The 18202-nt window shown below is 62.5% G+C and carries 13 protein-coding genes; 6 read left to right on the top strand and 7 right to left on the bottom strand.

The window, feature by feature from the left end; genetic code table 11:
* Nucleotides 1-702: 702 nt before the first annotated feature.
* Nucleotides 703-1776: a purine-nucleoside phosphorylase gene (locus GH665_RS27075; protein ID WP_153140323.1), complete on the bottom strand. Its 1074-nt coding sequence runs from the start codon at nt 1774-1776 to the stop codon at nt 703-705.
* 246 nt (nt 1777-2022) lie between these two features.
* On the opposite strand from GH665_RS27075, the gene GH665_RS27070 reads away from it, so the two are divergent.
* On the top strand, nt 2023-3003 hold the full coding sequence (locus GH665_RS27070) for an aldo/keto reductase (RefSeq protein WP_153140322.1): 981 nt from the start codon (nt 2023-2025) through the stop codon (nt 3001-3003).
* 42 nt (nt 3004-3045) lie between these two features.
* On the opposite strand, the gene GH665_RS27065 is transcribed toward GH665_RS27070, so the two are convergent.
* From GH665_RS27065 to GH665_RS27050, 4 genes are all read right to left on the bottom strand, one after another.
* Complete coding sequence (locus tag GH665_RS27065) at nt 3046-3951, bottom strand: cation diffusion facilitator family transporter (protein WP_153140321.1); 906 nt, start codon at nt 3949-3951, stop codon at nt 3046-3048.
* 156 nt (nt 3952-4107) lie between these two features.
* Nucleotides 4108-8949 (bottom strand): NAD-glutamate dehydrogenase, encoded by a 4842-nt coding sequence (locus GH665_RS27060; protein ID WP_153140320.1) that lies wholly within the window; start codon nt 8947-8949, stop codon nt 4108-4110.
* 146 nt (nt 8950-9095) lie between these two features.
* Nucleotides 9096-9872 carry an alpha/beta fold hydrolase gene (locus GH665_RS27055; RefSeq protein ID WP_153140319.1) on the bottom strand — a complete coding sequence of 259 codons (777 nt, stop codon included), beginning with the start codon at nt 9870-9872 and terminating at the stop codon, nt 9096-9098.
* Nucleotides 9869-10903 (bottom strand): M14 family zinc carboxypeptidase, encoded by a 1035-nt coding sequence (locus GH665_RS27050; protein ID WP_153140318.1) that lies wholly within the window; start codon nt 10901-10903, stop codon nt 9869-9871. The genes GH665_RS27055 and GH665_RS27050 overlap by 4 nt, the downstream gene beginning before the upstream one ends.
* Before the next feature lie 291 nt (nt 10904-11194).
* Between GH665_RS27050 and phnC the strand changes: the two genes are divergently transcribed.
* Genes phnC through phnE form a run of 3 tightly spaced genes read left to right on the top strand, consistent with a single transcriptional unit; the run spans nt 11195 to nt 13999 of the window.
* A complete protein-coding gene (gene phnC / locus GH665_RS27045; protein ID WP_153140317.1) occupies nt 11195-12112 on the top strand; it encodes a phosphonate ABC transporter ATP-binding protein in 918 nt (305 codons plus the stop codon).
* A gap of 43 nt (nt 12113-12155) precedes the next feature.
* Nucleotides 12156-13160: a phosphonate ABC transporter substrate-binding protein gene (phnD, locus tag GH665_RS27040; protein ID WP_153140316.1), complete on the top strand. Its 1005-nt coding sequence runs from the start codon at nt 12156-12158 to the stop codon at nt 13158-13160.
* Complete coding sequence (gene phnE, locus GH665_RS27035; protein WP_174771761.1) at nt 13157-13999, top strand: phosphonate ABC transporter, permease protein PhnE; 843 nt, start codon at nt 13157-13159, stop codon at nt 13997-13999. Before phnD ends, phnE begins: the two co-directional genes overlap by 4 nt.
* A 43-nt stretch (nt 14000-14042) precedes the next feature.
* Here the strand turns inward: phnE and GH665_RS27030 are convergent, their stop codons facing one another.
* Nucleotides 14043-14696 (bottom strand): hypothetical protein, encoded by a 654-nt coding sequence (locus tag GH665_RS27030; RefSeq protein WP_246216378.1) that lies wholly within the window; start codon nt 14694-14696, stop codon nt 14043-14045.
* Between the two features lie 106 nt (nt 14697-14802).
* Between GH665_RS27030 and GH665_RS27025 the strand changes: the two genes are divergently transcribed.
* Nucleotides 14803-15726 carry a LysR substrate-binding domain-containing protein gene (locus GH665_RS27025; RefSeq protein WP_153140315.1) on the top strand — a complete coding sequence of 308 codons (924 nt, stop codon included), beginning with the start codon at nt 14803-14805 and terminating at the stop codon, nt 15724-15726.
* 94 nt (nt 15727-15820) lie between these two features.
* Nucleotides 15821-16657: a DMT family transporter gene (locus tag GH665_RS27020; protein WP_153140314.1), complete on the top strand. Its 837-nt coding sequence runs from the start codon at nt 15821-15823 to the stop codon at nt 16655-16657.
* Nucleotides 16658-16676: 19 nt separating this feature from the next.
* Here the strand turns inward: GH665_RS27020 and pdxR are convergent, their stop codons facing one another.
* Nucleotides 16677-18194: a MocR-like pyridoxine biosynthesis transcription factor PdxR gene (pdxR, locus tag GH665_RS27015; RefSeq protein WP_153140313.1), complete on the bottom strand. Its 1518-nt coding sequence runs from the start codon at nt 18192-18194 to the stop codon at nt 16677-16679.
* Nucleotides 18195-18202 lie beyond the last annotated feature (8 nt).

Below are 18202 nucleotides of genomic sequence, written 5' to 3'. Positions count from 1 at the left end.
TGTGTGGACGCCTTATCGGGCGCCACAGCAGTAGAGGTTTTTTTGCCTGTTCGGCGGTTTTGTTGTTGATCTGGGTCTTTGGCGTTTCCTTGTTTTGTTAGTGGTCCGTTCTGGTGTTGGTCTTTTGGCCTTTCCTTGAATTGTTAGTGGTCTATTAGCGTTGCCCCTGTGCGGGGCGGCACCTACTTTTCTTTGCCTGCCGCAAAGAAAAGTAGGCAAAAGAAAGCGGCTCACCCCGCTAGCTCATAAGCGGGTCCCCCGCACAGCCACGGTAGTGGTACATCTGGAATCCGTGCTCTCGCACACTCCGCGCTAGCGACAAAGCGCTCATCAGCTCCCACTCCGCACTACGTGCGTCGCGGACGGGTCTACCAAGGAAACCTGGTCGGTGATTTGCATAACTGATGGCTTTCTGAACCGGGCGTCGGCGCGCACAGCGCCGCCGGAAGTATGACTGCCTTGTCACTAACGCCGAATGTGCGAGGCGACAGATTCCAGATGCACCACTACCGCTACTGTGCGGGGGACCCGCTTAAGAATTAGCGGTTTGAGCCGCTTTCTCTTGCCTACTTTTCTTTGCGGCAGGCAAAGAAAAGTAGGTGCCGCCCCGCACAGGGGCAACGCTAATAGACCACTAACAAAGCAAGGAAAAGCCAAAGACCCAGATCAACAACAAGGAAACCGCCGAACAGGCCCCAACCCTTACCTCTTAGGCACCCCTTCCCTCCACTCCCCCCAATGACTAACGATATCCTGCACAAGCGGACTCCCAGCCCTATACAAATTCTCAATAGCAATCGTAAAGCCCCCTTGCGCAGCATAGTTAAGCAGATTATCCGCACTAGTCTGCCCATCATATGGCCGATCAAAATCTGACCCGGCCCGCAGCACCGCAACGCGATTCAAGTCGACCTTATGCACCGAGGCCGCGCGCTTAAGCGCCTCATACGTCGCGTTATCCTCCTGCTGCGTCGTGCAATAAACCCCGTTGCCGTCGGTCAGAATTCTGGTCCAGTCCCGCGCCCGCTGCCCAAGCAGCGTCCCCGACCACCAGGTGTCTCCAGCCAGCGTGTCGCATTGAATAACGGTAGGCGGCCGATTCGCCGGCGCATAAGAATACTTGGCTCGCGCTGCCTGCGCCTGAGCACTATCGGACAGCACCACACTGCGCGACAAAGCAAACGCCGTATCGGCCAGCTGGGTATTCAACTGGAACACCTCCGTCCGATAATCGAGCGGCGGCTTGGCCGTGGGACCCGTGGTATTGATCCCCAGGTACCCGGTATTCCAGCCCGGCGGAATCTCCCGCGCATCGAGCTCCCACTGGATTCCGAAATCCACAAGATACTTCGCCCACGCGGCAGACCCAACCGTGCCCTGCTGCGGATCGATCCCGGCAATCCCCGCGACCATAAAGTACGTATGCCGCAAGTCGAAACGCGGCGAGAAGGTCAACGCCATGATCGACGCGGCAGCATTGCTATGCCCCATGCCAGTGGTCATGACACACACGTCCTGCTTATTGCAATGAACCGTCGGGTAATCAGGTGACAGGCCGTCGACCGTAATCTCGCGCCATGGCCCAAGCCGGTCCAGCCATACCTGCCCCTCGGGTGCAAACATCGAAATGATCATCACCTTGACCGGCAGCCCGCGTGAGCCGCCGTCACCTTGCGAATAGCCCGCGTTGTCGTCGGCGTTAGCCGGGCCGGACGTGAAAGCGGCGCAAGCCGCGAGTGTCATTGCGCAGAACGCGCCAAGTGTGCGAGTCAGCATCGGGATCCTTCCTTTTTCTTTTGATGCAAATTGGGAGAGGGACTGCCTTCAGGCCGAAAGAAGTATAGATGCGAAGAAATTATTTTCCACTACGTGTTGCGGCAATTCATGCGCCGCGCCTGAACTCCCGCCTACCCGCATGCCCGTGCGGCCCGTCGGCCACTCAGCGCGTCAACGCCGCCGTTCTTATAATGGGGGACCTTCAGCACGCATCGCGTTTGCGCGCTTCAACCCAGGAGCACCACGATGGATTATGTGAAACTCGGCCGCACCGGCCTCGATGTATCGCGTCTTTGTCTCGGTTGCATGAGCTACGGCGTGCCCGCTCGCGGCACTCACCCCTGGTCGCTCGACGATGAAGCGGCACGTCCTTTCATCAAGCAGGCACTCGACCACGGCATCAATTTCTTCGACACGGCCAACGTTTACTCGGACGGCACCAGCGAAGAAATCGTCGGCCGTGCGCTCAAGGACTTTGCAAAGCGCGACGAAATCGTGCTGGCAACCAAGGTGAATAGCCGCATGCATCCGGGCCCGAACGGTGCAGGCCTGTCGCGCAAGGCAATCATGACCGAAATCGACAATAGCTTGCGGCGCCTCGGTACGGATTACGTCGATCTGTATCAGATCCACCGCTGGGACTACGGCACACCGATCGAAGAAACCATGGAAGCACTGCACGACGTCGTGAAAGCCGGCAAGGCGCGCTATATTGGTGCATCGTCGATGTACGCGTGGCAGTTCGCCAAGGCGCTGCATGTAGCCGAACGCAATGGCTGGACGCGTTTCGTGACCATGCAGAACTACGTGAATCTGTTGTACCGCGAGGAAGAGCGCGAGATGCTGCCGCTGTGCGAAAGCGAAGGCGTGGGCGTGATTCCGTGGAGCCCGCTGGCACGCGGACGCCTGACGCGCGACTGGAACACCGAAAGCGCACGCTCGGAGACCGACGCGTTCGGCCGCACCTTATACGCGCAAACCGAAGACGCGGATCGCCGGATCGTCGAGCGCGTCAGCGAGATTGCCAGGGAACGCGGTGTGCCGCGAGCGCAGGTGGCCCTCGCGTGGGTCTTGCAGAAGAAGCCGATCACCGCGCCAATCGTCGGCGCGACCAAGCTGCATCACCTGGACGATGCGGTCGCCGCGCTCTCGCTGAATCTGAGCGCGGACGAAATCCGCCGACTGGAAGAACTGTATGTGCCGCACGCGGTGACCGGGTTTCAATAAACGGTCAATGGACCGGACGGGCACCGCAAGCAAGACAATGCATCAAACCCGCGGCACGTCCGGTTCAAAAAACACCCAGCGCACTTGCGGAAACGCCGCCTGCAGGTCCGCTTCGATCACGTTGATCGCATCGACCATCGCGCGGCCGCTGGCATAGTCGATCATTTCGGCCTGCACGGCCACCACCACGTGGCGGCCCCATTGCAGCGTAATCATGTTGATGATGCTGCGAATCTCCGACCGGGCGCCCAGATGCGCCTCGATCGCGCGGCGCACTTCCGGCCCCGCCGATTCGCCGACGATCATGGACTTCACTTCGCGCGCCACCAGCCACGCAATCACCATCAGCAATACGCCCACGCCGATGGAACCCAAAGCGTCATAGACAGGATTGCCGGTCACCATCGTCAGCAGCACCGCGACGAAGGCGATTGCAAGCCCCGCTAACGCGGCAATGTCCTCGCCGGCCACCACCAGCAGTTCGGACTCGCGCGTTTCGCGAAACCAGCGCCACAGGTTTTTGTCGGGATGCGTCCTACGGATCTCCTTGATCGCGCCCCACAGCGAAAGCGTCTCGAGCACGACCGAAACACCCAGTACGACAAGCGCTACATACGCGTACTGCAAAGGTTCCCGCGCAAACAGGCGATGCACGCCCTCGTACACCGAAAACGCGCCGCCCACAAAGAACAGCAGCAACGCCACCAGCAACGAATAGAAATTGATCTCGCGGCCGCCGCCCAGGGGATGCAACGGGCTCGCGGGCCGGCGCGCCTGGCGCAGGCCGAATAGCAGCAGCAACTGGTTACCGCAGTCGGCAGTGGAGTGGATGGCTTCGGCGAACATCGAACCGGAGCCGGTGAAGGCGGCAGCAGCGAACTTGCAGATGGCGATGCCGAGGTTGGCGGCAAGCGCATAAAAGATGGCTTTCGGCGATTCTTCTTTCATCGTCGTGGCGGGGTTCCGTGAGTTTGCAGAGCGCTTTCAGTTGGCAAGAGTTCGTATTATGGACATGCCAGGTGGCAAGCGTCCAATCCCGGCGCTGTTTTGCGCCGGGTGTCGTGACGTATGCAGCACATCGGCCCTCGCTCGCGCTTCGTCGCGCTATGCCCTTTCGAGCGCCGCCATCTCCCGCACGATCACCAGCAGCATCGACAAGCTCGCGCCGCCCGTGGCCCGCAAATCGGCAAGCAGGCGCGCGTAACGTTCGAGTTGCGCAGCGCGCTTCTCACGCCATGTCTGAACCAGGCTCTCGGGCGTCGACGCCTCGTCGGCATCGGCCAGCGCGCTCGTGGTCAGCGCGCGTTTCAGGCGTGCGAGTTCCGCCAGCGCCGTGGCTCGCGCCAGCATGTCCCAGTGCGTGGGTGCCGGCAGTGCGGCCGCCCGCTCGCTGATCCAGCTGTAGTTCAGCAACGTGCCGAGCGCGAAGTAGACGCCCGCCACGAGTTCGAGACCGCGCCCGCAGGTCGACGACACCTCGGCGATGTCGAGCAAAGCCGCCGAGATTTCACCGCTGGCAATTCGCACCGCCAGATCGCTATCGACGCCGGCATCCACCAGCACGCGCTGCCGCTCGGACAGCGCTTCGAGATCGGCGGCCGGCAGCAGCGCGGGCCATTGCGGCGCGAGGCGTTGCGCCGCGTCGCGGCAGCGTGCGAGCAAGCCGGCGACATCGCCGTCGCTGACCGCCCCCGATTGCAGTTGCCGCAAGAACCACAACGCCGAGCGTTCGACGAGCCGCGCCACTTCGACGAACATGCGTGCCTGCACGTCGTCGGCGACACGATTGTCCAGCGCGTCGATGCTGCGCCACACGTCGTCGAGATCGAACACATCGCGCGCCATGATGCAGGCCCGCACGATGTCGCCGGGCTTCGCATCGGTCTCTTCCATCAGGCGATGCACGAACTCGCAGCCCACGCGATTCACCAGCGCATTGGTCAGGTGGGTGGCGAGGATTTCGCGCCGCAACGGGTGACGTTGCATCGGATCGCTAAAGCGTTGCCGCAACGGCTTTGGAAAGTACTCGACCAACATGTCGCTGACGAGCGGGTCTTCCGGCATCGACGATTCGAGCAACGCGTCGTACAGCCACATCTTGCTATAGGCGAGCAACACCGCGCGCTCGGGCGTGGTTAGTCCTTGTTTCGCGGCCAGGCGTTCGGTGACCTCTTCATCGGTCGGCAAGAACTCGATCACGCGATTCAGGCGGCCCGCGCGTTCGAGGTAACGCATCAGGCGCGCTTCGGCATCGAGCAACTCGACGCCATAGCGCCCCGCGATCGAGAGCGCCTGGGTCTGGTAATAGTTGTCCTGCAAGACAAGCAGCCCGACTTCGTCGGTCATTTCCGCGAGCAGTGTATTGCGCTGCTTCCCGGTCATTTCGCCATCGGAGACGACGAGACCCAGCAAAATCTTGATGTTGACCTCGTGGTCCGAACAGTCGACCCCGGCGGAGTTGTCGATCGCGTCGGTGTTGATACGGCCGCCGCGCTGCGCAAACTCAATACGCCCCAGTTGCGTGAGACCGAGATTGCCGCCTTCCGCCACGACCTTGCATTGCAGATCGGCGCCGTTGACGCGGATCGCATCGTTAGCACGGTCGCCGACCTGCAGATGCGTTTCACGGGTCGCCTTCACGTAGGTGCCGATACCGCCGTTGTAGAGCAGATCGACGGGCGCCTGCAGAATCGCCCGCATCAATTCAGCGGGCGCGAGCGCCGGCGCACTGATGCCAAGCGCCGACTGCACCGCCGCGGACAACGGAATCGTCTTGGCGGTGCGTGGAAACACGCCGCCGCCAGCCGAGATCAGCGATGGGTCGTAGTCGGCCCAGCTGGAGCGGTCCATGCCGAACAAACGCCCACGTTCGGCAAGGCTTACGGCCGGGTCGGGGTTGGGATCGAGAAAGATATGCCGATGATCGAACGCGGCCACCAGCTTGATATGCGGCGACAGCAGCATGCCATTGCCGAACACATCGCCCGACATGTCGCCGACGCCGACCACCGTGAAATCAGTCGCCTGCGTATCGACGCCCATTTCCCGGAAGTGCCGCTTGACCGACTCCCAGGCGCCGCGCGCCGTGATCGCCATTTTCTTGTGGTCGTAGCCGACGGAACCGCCGGACGCAAAAGCGTCGTCGAGCCAGAAACCGTACTCCTGCGAGATCGCGTTCGCGTAGTCGGAGAAGGTGGCGGTGCCCTTGTCGGCGGCAACCACCAGATACGGATCGTCAGGATCATGCCGCACCACATCGGGCGGCGGCACGACCGTCGTACCCGCGAGGTTGTCGGTTAGATCGAGCAAGCCGCGCAGGAAAGTCTGATAGCAGGCGATGCCTTCACGCATCCACGCGTCGCGTTCGGTCTGCGGCGGCGGATTCTTCACGACGAAACCGCCTTTGGAGCCGACCGGCACGATCACCACGTTCTTCACCATCTGCGCTTTCATCAAGCCGAGCACTTCCGTGCGGAAGTCCTCGCGCCGATCCGACCAGCGCAGACCGCCGCGCGCGACACGGCCGCCGCGCAAATGCACGCCTTCTACTCGCGGTGAGTACACCCAGATTTCGAACATCGGTTTCGGTTCGGGCAAACCGGGGACATGCGCAGGATCGAATTTGAACGACAGATACGGTTTAGCATGGCCTTCAGCATCGAAGCGGTAGTAGTTCGTGCGCTGCGTAGCCTTGATGACGCCGAGGAATTGCCGCAGTATCCGGTCCTCGTCGAGATTCGGCACCTGATCGAGCGCACTGTCGATCCGCTTCAACAAACCGTCGACGCGAGCTTCCCGCGTATCGCCGAGTACCGGATCGAAGCGCGCAATGAACAACTCCACGAGCATGCGGGCAATCGCCGGATTGCCGGTGACCGCGCGTTCGATGTACGCGTCGCTGAATGTCGAGCCCACCTGCCTCAAGTACTTGGCATAAGCACGCAGAATCGTCACCTCGCGCGCACTCAATTGCGCGCGCAACACGAGACGGTTGAAATCGTCGCTTTCGATTGCGCCGGTCCACACCTGCTCGAATGCATCTTCGAACAGGTCCTTCACGCGTTCGATGTCGAACTCAGCATCGTCCGCGAGTTCGAGGCCGAAGTCGTGAATCCACGCAGGCGTGGCGTCGATTGCTTCGATCAGATAGGGGCGCTCTTCATCGACACGTACGCCGAGATGTTCGAGCATCGGCAAGCTGCGCGACAACGCAATCGGCAAGCCCGCGCGATAGACCTTGAAACGAAACGCGCGCGGCCCGGCTTCGATCGGACGGTACAGGTTCATGGCGAGCCGTTCGCTGCCCTGCACGCGCTCGATCAACTCGATATCGCGCACCGCCGTGCGGGCCGGATAATCGTCGCGATAACCAGCGGGGAATGAATCCGCATAGTGTTGCAAGAGGCGGTTACCCTGCTCTTCGCCGAATGCATCGAGCAATGCGTCGGCGAGATCGTCCTGCCAGCGGCGCGTGACCTGCACGAGCCGCGCTTCGAGTTCGCGCGTATCGACCTGGGGCATGCCGCCCGGCTTCGCATGCACCACGAAATGAATCCGCGCGAGGGTCGACTCCGATAACAGCGGCGTGAATTCGACGCTTTCGCCGTTGAACGCATCGGTCAGCAGGTTCGCGATACGCTGCCGCAGATCGGTGTTGTACTTGTCGCGCGGCACGAACACCAGACACGATACGAAGCGGTCAAAACGATCACGCCGTATGAACAGGCGCGTGCGCTGATGCTCCTGCAAACGCAGTACACCCAGCGCGATGTCGTAAAGCTGGTCTTCGTCGGCCTGGAAGAGTTCGTCGCGCGGATAGGTTTCGAGCACCGTCACCAGCGATTTGGCCAGGTGGCCCTTCGGCAGGAAGCCGGCCCGCCGCACGATGTTCGCGCATTTGCGCCGCACGATTGGAATTTCCGAGGCCGACACCAGGTAGGCGGTAGAGGTGTACAGGCCGATGAAGCGCCGCTCGCCGATCGTCTTGCCGTCCGCCCCCGTCAGCTTGATGCCCACGTAATCCAGATAGCCGGGCCGATGCACCGTCGCGCGCGAATTGGCCTTGGTGAGGAAAATGGGCGACGAACCGGAGATGATATCGGCGGCCGCCGGCGGCAACGGCGTGACTTCGGCGGCCCCCGCCGGGCGCAACTCATCGCGCAGAATGCCGAGGCCGGAGCCGGGCACCGCGCGCAGGCCAAAGCCGCCGCCATGCTGCACCAGCTCATAGTCGCGCTGGCCGAGAAACGTGAAATGGTCGGCCACCATCCATTCGAGGAACGCGCGGGCTTCCACACCTTCGGGCCCTGCTTCGCCGGCCTTCATGCCTTTGACGGTGACACGCGCGAGTTCGACGATCTTCGGCCAGTCTTCCACTGCGGCACGCACGTCGCGCAGCACCCGGGCGATTTCGTCACGCAATGCGTCGAGCTTCGCTGCGTCGCCGCAACGGTCGACTTCGAAGTGAATGAACGAGGCGAGCTGCGAGCGCGTGTCGGTGGCATCTTCGGCACCCTGGCTGACTCGCACGATGCTGCCGTCCGGATCACGCCAGATGCGAAACACCGGATGCACGACTGAATGGAGCGCAAGCCCGAGGCGATTGACCGCCATCGATACCGAATCGACCAGAAACGGCATGTCGTCGTTGACGATCTCGATCACCGTGTGATCGGAATGCCAGCCGTGCTGTTCGAGTATCGGGTTGTAGACACGCAGCCGTTCGCTGCCTGGCACGAAGCGCTGCGCGGTTTGCCAGTGTGCGAGCGCCGCGCCGTAAAGATCGGCGATCGCGCGGCTCTGCAGATCGTCGGCGTCGACGAAATCGTAGTAGTGCCGCAAGAAAGGTTCGACGACTTTGAAGGTCGGCTCGGGCAAGCGCCCACGCGCAAATTCGAAGACATCGTTCAGCAGGTGCGTGACGGCTTCTTCATTCTTTGCTTGCATGATCAACTCCCCTGGCGGGCGGCAATAGCGAGTATCGCTCGATTCGCATGCATCGTCTGAACGGGGATTATGCGCCTGCCGCCCCGAAAAGCGATGCGTAAGCGCACTTAGGTTATACCCGTTGCCGGTATGCGTGCGGCTTCTGTTTAAAGCACGGCCTTCGATTCTCCGGCCTCCTGCTTCAGCCATGCCTCGACCTGTTCGCTGGTCCACGCCGGGTCGTCGTGCGGCAGGTCGTGGCCGGCCCACTGATGCTCGCGATGCGTTGCGCCCCACGCCGCCGCGAGCTTCGCCGAACACACCGGGTTGACCAGCTTGTCGGCGCGTGAAGAAAGAATCAGCAACGGACAACGCGGTTTCGTTGCCGCCGCGCTAAAGCGCGCAGCCGCCCACAGCTGCCGTAGCGCGTTGCCCCGCCGCACCGGCGCGCTCCGGCGAATTTCGCTCCACGCTTCGAGATCCGCGCCCAACGTTTCAACGTTATTGCACGTGAGCCGATGGATGCCGCTTTCCGCGCGCGGCGCATCGAGCCAGTGAGCCGCCACGCCCACCAGGCCCGGCCATGCGGAGGGACGCAAGCGTTCGTGCATGCGGCTGAACGGCCGCATGCTGGTATTGATCAGCACGAGCCGCTCGATCTCGCCGGGATAGCGCTGCGCCCAATCAGTCGCCACCATGCCGCCAAGCGACATCGCCAACACGCGATAAGGGCCTGGCGCCCCGGTTTGCAGCGCAGCAATCCGCACAAAGCTCACCATATCCTCCACGCCAGCCGGGGCGCGCAAGCTGGTGAACTCACCGTTGCCCGGCAGGTCGAGCAACAAAAGGCGATCCGTGCCGGCCGCTTCACGCAGCAAGCCGGGCAAACGGCCCCAGTGGCGTGTTTCGCGCGTCAATCCACGCAACAGAATCCAAGTGCTCATAACACTGCCGGTTTGGACCAATGCTCGGTCGCGCTTTGCAGCAATTGCTCGCGACGATTGCCTTGCGGCAGCCAGCGTTGCGATGAGAACGCCGCACGCGCGAGGAAATCGAGGAGATTCGCATGACGCCGCAGCACGCGCGCGGTGCGATGCGCCTTCACCGGATTAAACATGCCCTGGCGCGAAAACAGTTGGCGCGGATTCTTCTTGATCCACAACCACGAACCGAGTTCGAGCGTCATTGGCAGGAGGATGTTTGGCGCCAGTGTACGGTCGTACGCGAAGTCCCACAGATCGCCGTGCAGCAGATACTGGTGGCTCTGCGGTTCGAACGCGTAGCCATGATGCGGATGTGCGCGTTCGAACATGGTCTTCAGCATGTACATTTCCGGCAGATGCGCCATCAGCTTGCGCGTGCGCGCATAAGGAAACCAGATGCTATCGCGCCAGCCGTAACCCGAGTGGCAGTCGAGCGCAATGCTCAGGGGTCGCGCGGCCATTTCGGTTTCGACCACCTGCAGGAGCGCCGCCGCCTCCGGTTCCATGGGGTCGCCCGGCCGGCCGCGATACCAGGGCAGCCATGCGCCCACCCGCTGGCCGCCCGCGAGCAGCGGCACGCGTTCGTCGGCATTCTGCGGCGCATTGCGCATCAGATCGACCCCATTGGGATTGGCGCGCGTGGCGGCCCACATGCCGCCCGGATTGACGATCGGCATAAAGATCAGACGAATCGACTGCAATTGCCGCACCAGCAGCTCGTCCCATTCCAGCCGGGCGAGCAGCGCGCGCATGTAGTCGAGCACGAGTTGCGAGCCAATCCGTTCAAGCCCGTGAATGCCGCCAAAAAAACCAATTGCCGGCGCGAGCGGATCGGTCGAGCCGATACTCGCGGTGTGCACGGCGAACTGCCGCCCTCGCACCGTGGTTTCGCAAACGGTACGAATCTCGAAGCTGGCGCTGCCCTGGTCGAGGATCGTCTTGAGATCTTCGTACTCCGCAAAACTGTCGGGAAGAAAGCTCAAAGGCTGCATGACGACGTCGAAAGGAACTGCAAGGTTATTGGGGACGGCACACTGAATGGAGCAATATAGCCTGGCAGCACACGATCATGCGAAACCCGCGCCGCGCACCGCAAATCGTGTCATGCGGGTGTCATTTTTTATTCGAACGAATGACATCTTCCTGCCTTTCTGGCGACGCAAAAAAGACACGTGAAGATATAGTCGTCTAGACGTTGCGATGCCTTCACTCAACCGTCACAGACGCTTCCTAGAATGGGCCCCACACATGCCGGCAATGGCCGTATGCATCAAGGGGTACTTATGGAAACAATTCGGGAAGCAATCCGTATCGAACGCCTGAGCAAGACGTTCAGCAATGGCCGCAAGGCGCTGGACGAAATCGATCTGCGTGTCGAACCGGGCGAAATGGTTGCCTTGATCGGCGCCTCGGGCTCGGGCAAGTCGACGCTGCTGCGGCATATCGCGGGCTTCACGGCTTCGGATGCGCAGCCGTCGCAGATCGCGATTCTCGGCCGGCCGATCCAGCAGAACGGCCGCATCGTACGGGAGGTGCGCAGTATTCGCCGCGATATCGGCTTTGTGTTCCAGCAGTTCAATCTGGTGAACCGGCTTTCGGTGGAGCGCAACGTACTGATCGGCGCGCTCGCGCGGCTGCCTTTGTGGCGCCGTCTCAGCGGGCGCTTTCCGGCCGCGGAACGGGCGTTGTCGATGGCCGCGCTCAATGAAGTCGGCATCGGCGACCATGCACGCGAACGCGCCGCCAATCTCTCCGGCGGTCAGCAGCAACGCGCCGCCCTCGCGCGAGCGCTGGTGCAACGCGCACGCATCGTACTCGCCGACGAACCGATCGCTTCGCTCGACCCCGAATCGTCGCGCCGTGTAATGGAAATGCTGCGCACGCTCAACGTCGAGCATCAATTGACGGTGCTCGTGTCGCTGCATCAAGTCGACATCGCCATGCAATTTTGCCCGCGCACGGTTGCGCTGCGTCGCGGCAAGGTGGTCTACGACGGCCCCTCCGCGGCGCTGAGCCCTGCCCTGCTCAAGAAACTCTATGGCGACGACGCCCGCGAACTGCTCGACGAGGCCGCCGCCGGCAACATGGTCAATCAGGCGGACAACGCCGCCAACGGGGGCGACGCCAGCGCGCCGGCGAACGACGCCGTCCCCAACTCGACACGCTATGCGTTCGCCCTCAATCCGGCGCACTCGAACTGAGCGCGCCCATCCATTCTGTTCACTCAACCGGACTTCAAAAGCGATGAAATTTCTGCGTTCATTAGGTTCATTACGTTCACTACGTTCATTAGTCACGCTGACTGTCGGCGCGGCCACATTCGCCTGCGCCGCCACCGCACACGCCGAGGACATCAACCTCGGCATCATTTCGACCGACTCCTCCTCGGTGCTGAAACAGCGCTGGGAACCGCTGATCGCGGACATGAACAAGCAGACCGGCCTGAATGTCAAAGCGTTCTTCGCGACCGACTACGCCGGCATCATTGAAGGCATGCGCTTCAACAAGGTACAGGTGGGCTATTTCGGCAATGCATCGGCGATCGAGGCGGTGGATCGTTCGCAAGGCGAAGTATTCGCCAAGGTGCTGTATGCGAACGGCGACCTCGGCTACAAGTCGGTGCTCATCACCAACGTCAACAGCCGCTTCAAGACGCTGGACGACGTGTTCAAGAATACGAAAGACGTCACGCTCGGTTTCGGCGATCCGAACTCCACCTCCGGCACGCTGATCCCGGGCTACTACCTGTTCGCCAAGCGCAACGTCGCGGTCAACACGGCATTCAAGGCGGTGCTGCCGTCGAGTCACGAGGCCAATCTGCTGGCCGTGGTGAACAACAAGATCGACGTCGCGACCAACAACACCGAGATGCTCGACACGCTGAAGCAACAGCATCCGGACAAGTTTGCACAGGTACGCGTGCTGTGGACTTCGCCGCTGATTCCGTCGGACCCGCTGGTGTGGCGCAAGGATCTGCCGCAAGCCACCAAGGACAAGCTGCGCAACTTCTTCCTGAACTATGGCAAGACCGATCCGCATGAAAAAGCGGTGATGGCCGCGATTACGGGCTACGCCGGCTTCGCGGCATCGTCGGATGCGCAGTTGCTGCCGATCCGCCAGGTCGCGTTGTACCGGCAGAAGCAGAAGATCGAGAACGACACCCATCTTTCCGACGACGACCGCAAGACCCAGCTGGCCGACATCGACGCGAAGATGAGCGCACTCAACAGCGCCGTATCGAAGCAATGAACACGGTTGATCTGATCACGTCGCCCATGCGCGCGAGCGAAGCGCTCGCCGCGCAGGCGGCACGGCACGCTGCGCCTGCCGCAGGCAAGCGCAGCTGGCTGTCGCTTATCGGCTGGATCGCCGTGCTTGCCGTACTGGGTGGCGCGTGGCACGGCGCCGATATGCGTCCGCTCGACCTGCTCTCCGATTCGGGCAACATGGGGCAGTTCGCCAAGGACTTCTTCCCGCCGGACTTCACCGAGTGGCGCAGCTATTTGCACGAGATGTACGTGACGCTCTCGGTTGCCGTGTGGGGCACCGTGCTCTCACTGGTGTGCGCCGTGCCGTGCGGCCTGATGTCCGCACACAACATGGCGCCCATGTGGGTCGTACAGCCGATGCGCCGCATGATGGATGCATGCCGCGCGATCAATGAAATGGTCTTCGCGATGCTGTTCATCGTCGCGGTGGGACTCGGTCCGTTCGCCGGCGTGCTCGCATTGTGGGTGCACACCACCGGCGTGCTCGCCAAGCTCTTCGCCGAAGCGGTCGAGGCTATCGATCCGCGACCGGCCGAAGGCGTGCGTGCAACCGGCGCGACCAGTCTCGACGAAATCATCTACGGCGTGCTGCCGCAAGTGTTGCCGTTGTGGATCTCGTACGCGCTATATCGCTTCGAATCGAACGTGCGCTCGGCGATGGTGGTCGGCATGGTCGGCGCGGGCGGGATCGGCGTGGTGCTGTACGAGGCGATCCGTTCGTTCAATTACGCGCAGACGGCTGCGGTGATGATCATGGTGATCGTTGTCGTGACGGTGCTCGACATGGCATCCGCGTGGCTGCGCGAACGCGTGACCTGATGCAATTTCACGCTGCCTGAGGTGCCCCGATACCGATCGGCACTCAGGGCTGGCGAGGCGCCAAAGCGCCATTCAGCGCCTCGCCAACCTTACCGAAGAACGCTTCATATTCTTCGCGCGCCAACACCGTCTTCGTGCGAGCGTCGCCGTTGCTGTCCCATACCGTATTGTCGAAACGCGCCCGCACGACGACACCCTGGCCACTTTCTGCCGGCCGCACGCTGACGAGCGCCGCGGTGTACTGGTGATCGGGTTTGGCCGGCAACATGCCGATACGCGTCTTGAGCACGCCACGCAGCACTTCCCGCCATTTCGGCACCAGCACTTCGGAGCGGCCGGCTTCCACCAGCGCCGTATCCGTTTCCACCGTCACCGGCGCATAGCCGCTCGATTTCAACGCGCTGGCGACCGCCGTCAGCGCCTTCTCACGCGTGGCGCCCGGAAAACCGCGGTCGCGCATCGCAGCAAGCGCGGTGCGTTCGCTGTCGGTCAGATCCACGCTCACCTGACGCGAACTGTATTTGACCGCGGTGCCGCCCGAGCCTGTCACGCGCTCGTTCGGATCCGGCGCCTTGCATGCGCCCAGCAGGGCGAAGACGCCCGCACACATGCAGACACTGCGCCAGAACGGGCGGCGCCGTGCCTTGGGATAACAGGAAAACTGGGTTGTGGCGCGCTGCAACACGGGCAATGCCATTGCTATGACCGGTGGTGGAAAGCCTTATCGTAAAAGCGTGAAGCCGATATCCTCAATGGAAAGTTTCTGTTAGAAATACAAGTAATACTTGGATATAGGGCTTTTCATGCGCCGCCTGCCTCCTCTCAACACGTTGCGCAGCTTCGAGGCTGCCGGACGCCTCGGCAGCCTCACCAAAGCCGCCGAGGAACTGTGCGTCACGCATAGCGCGATAACACAACAGATTCGCGCGCTCGAAGACTATCTCGGGCAGAAGCTGTTCGAACGCAACGGCCGCACGCTGCAAATGACGCCGCATGCCAGGCATTACCTGGTCGATGTCGCCGGCTGTCTGAGCCGGCTGGCCGAAGCCACCGCGCAAATGCGCGGCAACACCACGCGGCGAACACTCCGCGTGAATACATCGGCATCGTTCGCGCACGGCTGGCTGATTCCACGGCTCGCGCGCTTTCACGCGCGCCACCCCGAAATCGACGTACAGGTCGTTACCGTCAACGGCCTGAACATCGACCACCTCGACGAAGCGCACGATGCCATCATCCGCCGCTACCAGCCGAATCTGCGGCGTTACGGCTTCGACTCGCGGCCCCTCGTCCCCAATGTGGCAGTGCCCGTGTGCGCGCCCAACCTGCCCGAACTGGATACCCTGCGTACCCCCGCCGATTTGCTGCAGGCGCGGCTGCTGCACTATGCGGGCTTGCCGGAGGCCTGGCAGTACTGGTTCCACTGCGCGGCGGTACCGGCCGGCGAAACACTCGGCGGCCCCTTCTATGAGCAGTTCTTTTTGCTCGTGCAGGCAGCCGCGAGCGGTCTCGGCGTGGCGCTCGCGCCTCATGCCATCGTCGAAGAAGACGTACAGCGCGGGCGGCTGGTTGCCCTCTTTCCGGAAGTCAGGCTCGAAGGACCGCCGTTTCATTGCCTGTATCGCGTGGCGCCGCAGGACCGCGAACTCGGCTTATTTCTCGACTGGTTGTTCGACGATGCACCGCGGGCGACGGCGGCAGCCGAAAGCGCCTCAAAGCCCCTGTAGTTAAAGCGTGATTCGGTTATTGCGGCGTTCTGCTGGAATAATCACGGGCTTGCGGCCGCCTTTGCGGTCTTCTTCTCCCTCTCCCTGATCTGCGATGGACACCTTAGTCGTTTCGCTGGTGCTGCTTTCCGCGCTGCTTCACGCCACCTGGAACGCGTTTCTGCATCTATCCGAAGACCGTGTATGGCTGCTCGGCATGATGGCGATTCCGTATATCGCGGTCAGCGCGGTCGGGGTGGTCGTATTGCCTTTGCCCGATCCGGCGGCCTGGCCTTATATCTTCGCCTCGGTGGTACTCGAATTCGGCTACCTGCTGGCACTGATCCGTGCCTACAAGAGCGGCGACTTCGGGCAGATCTATCCGATTGCGCGAGGTCTTTCGCCGATGCTGGTGTTCGTCGGCGCGCTGGTGTTCGCGCACGAAGCGCTCAAACCGCTGGCGGCAATCGGCGTGGCGCTCGTGTCGCTCGGCATCGTCTCGCTGGCATTTCGCCGCGGCATGCGGTTTTCCGGCGAAAGCGTGCCGTTTGCGCTGCTGACCGGCTTCTTCATCGCGACGTATTCGGTCGTCGATGGAATTGGCGCACGCGTGGCGGGCAACGGCCTGAGCTACATCATGTGGGTGTATCTGATCTGGAATATCCCGCAGTTTCTGCTCGCCTGGCATTGGCGCGGCGGCGCCCGGGGGCTCTTCATCGGCCGCACGGTGGTGCTCAAAGGGATCGCCTCCGGCGTGCTCGCGCTCACCGCCTATTGCCTGATCATCGAGGCCTACCGCTATCTGCCGATCGCGATGGTCTCCGCGCTGCGTGAGCTGAGTTCGATCTTCGCGGTGCTGATCGGCTGGCTGTTCATGCGTGAAAAGCTGACAGCGCGGCGTATCGTGGCATGCGCGCTGGTTACGCTGGGGGCAGTGTTGATACGGATTTGACGCTCACCGTCATGCGCCCTCACGCGAACTGCACCAGGGTCGCGTCGATCGCATCCGCCAATGTATTGAAAGCAGGCGCGATCTCCTCGTCGGGCACGCATGCATAGCCGATCAGCAAGCCCGACGGCGCCAGCGACGGTTGCGCGTAATACCCCGACAACGGCCGCACGACGATATTGCGTTCCAGCGCGGCGGCAGCCACCGCGCGGTCATCGCTGCCTGCCGGCAATTGCATCACCAGATGCAGACCGGCATCGCCGCCTACGGCCGGCAACGCATCGCCATAACGGTGCGCAGCGGCGTCCAGCAGGGTCTGGCGACGCTGCCCGTAAAGCGTGCGCATCTTGCGGATATGGGACGTGAAATGCCCTTCCGCGATAAATTCCGCCAGCATCGCCTGCTGCAGCAACTGTCCTTCGCGATATAACTCCGCGCTCGCGGTCGCAAAGCTCTCGGCCAGCGCTTCGGGCACGACCAGGTAGCCGATGCGCAGGCCCGGAAACAGCGTCTTGCCGAAGCTGCCCACGTAAATCACCTGTCCGGACCTGTCCAGACCTTGCAGCGATGCCAGCGGCCGGCTGCCGTAGCGGTATTCGCTGTCGTAGTCGTCCTCGATGATCCAGCACTGGTTCTGGCGCGCGTACTCGAGCAGCATGCGGCGCCGCGCGAGGCTCATCACCATGCCGAGCGGATATTGATGCGATGGCGTGACGAGCATCAGCTTCGGCGGCTGCGCGAGATCGTCGGCGGACGGATTGATGCCTTCTTCGTCGACGGCGATCGGCCGCGATTGCAGGCCGGACACGTGCAGCACGCTGCGCACGCCCCAGTAGCACGGGTCTTCGGTCCAGATCAGGTCGCCCGGATCGGACAGCAGACGCACGGCCAGGTCGACCGACTGGTGAATCCCGGTCGTGATGATGATCTGCTCGGGCGTGCAGCGCACCGAGCGCGACGTGCGCAGATAGTCCGCCAGCGCGTGCCGCAACGAGGCCAGCCCGCCGCCCGGCGCGTAGGTCAGCAAGTCCGGGCGCAGCCGGCGCCAATACTTGTTGTGCAAACGGCTCCACACGCGTGCCGGAAACCTGGTGACATCCGGCACCCCCGGCATAAACGCGCCCCATTGCCGCTTCGAAACGCCGGCCCCCGCGATGAGCCGCGCGCCGCGTGTCGACAACGCGCGCTTGCCCTGCGACGACGGTGGCGGCGGCAATGATTCGGGCGGCATGCCCGGCGCCTCGGCGTCGGGTGCGCCGACGATCTCGTCCGGCGCGCTATCGGCGACGAACGTGCCACGGCCGGTCGCCGAGCTCACATAGCCTTCGAGCACCAGTTGCTCGTACACCTGCGTAACGGTATTGCGCCCGATGCCCAATTCCTGCGCCAACAGACGCGATGACGGCACCTTGCTGCCCGCCGGCAATTCGCGCGACAGGATCGCCTGCTGCAACAGCCGATGCAGCTGGCGATAGATCGGCTGGCCATTGCCGCGATCGAGGCGCTGCGCCAGCCAGTCGGACAAAACGCTCGCGCGCATGATTGGCT

Origin of the sequence: Paraburkholderia agricolaris, from assembly GCF_009455635.1 — a bacterium.
Taxonomy (GTDB): domain Bacteria; phylum Pseudomonadota; class Gammaproteobacteria; order Burkholderiales; family Burkholderiaceae; genus Paraburkholderia; species Paraburkholderia agricolaris.
This window is presented reverse-complemented; position numbering and strand designations above follow the sequence as displayed.

What these genes read in the sequence shown, in the direction of transcription:
- GH665_RS27075 (WP_153140323.1), bottom strand. Translation starts at nt 1,776, where the DNA reads ATGCTGACTCGCACACTTGGCGCGTTCTGCGCAATGACACTCGCGGCT.
- GH665_RS27070 (WP_153140322.1), top strand. Translation starts at nt 2,023, where the DNA reads ATGGATTATGTGAAACTCGGCCGCACCGGCCTCGATGTATCGCGTCTT.
- GH665_RS27065 (WP_153140321.1), bottom strand. Translation starts at nt 3,951, where the DNA reads ATGAAAGAAGAATCGCCGAAAGCCATCTTTTATGCGCTTGCCGCCAAC.
- GH665_RS27060 (WP_153140320.1), bottom strand. Translation starts at nt 8,949, where the DNA reads ATGCAAGCAAAGAATGAAGAAGCCGTCACGCACCTGCTGAACGATGTC.
- GH665_RS27055 (WP_153140319.1), bottom strand. Translation starts at nt 9,872, where the DNA reads ATGAGCACTTGGATTCTGTTGCGTGGATTGACGCGCGAAACACGCCAC.
- GH665_RS27050 (WP_153140318.1), bottom strand. Translation starts at nt 10,903, where the DNA reads ATGCAGCCTTTGAGCTTTCTTCCCGACAGTTTTGCGGAGTACGAAGAT.
- phnC (WP_153140317.1), top strand. Translation starts at nt 11,195, where the DNA reads ATGGAAACAATTCGGGAAGCAATCCGTATCGAACGCCTGAGCAAGACG.
- phnD (WP_153140316.1), top strand. Translation starts at nt 12,156, where the DNA reads ATGAAATTTCTGCGTTCATTAGGTTCATTACGTTCACTACGTTCATTA.
- phnE (WP_174771761.1), top strand. Translation starts at nt 13,157, where the DNA reads ATGAACACGGTTGATCTGATCACGTCGCCCATGCGCGCGAGCGAAGCG.
- GH665_RS27030 (WP_246216378.1), bottom strand. Translation starts at nt 14,696, where the DNA reads ATGGCATTGCCCGTGTTGCAGCGCGCCACAACCCAGTTTTCCTGTTAT.
- GH665_RS27025 (WP_153140315.1), top strand. Translation starts at nt 14,803, where the DNA reads ATGCGCCGCCTGCCTCCTCTCAACACGTTGCGCAGCTTCGAGGCTGCC.
- GH665_RS27020 (WP_153140314.1), top strand. Translation starts at nt 15,821, where the DNA reads ATGGACACCTTAGTCGTTTCGCTGGTGCTGCTTTCCGCGCTGCTTCAC.
- pdxR (WP_153140313.1), bottom strand. Translation starts at nt 18,194, where the DNA reads ATGCGCGCGAGCGTTTTGTCCGACTGGCTGGCGCAGCGCCTCGATCGC.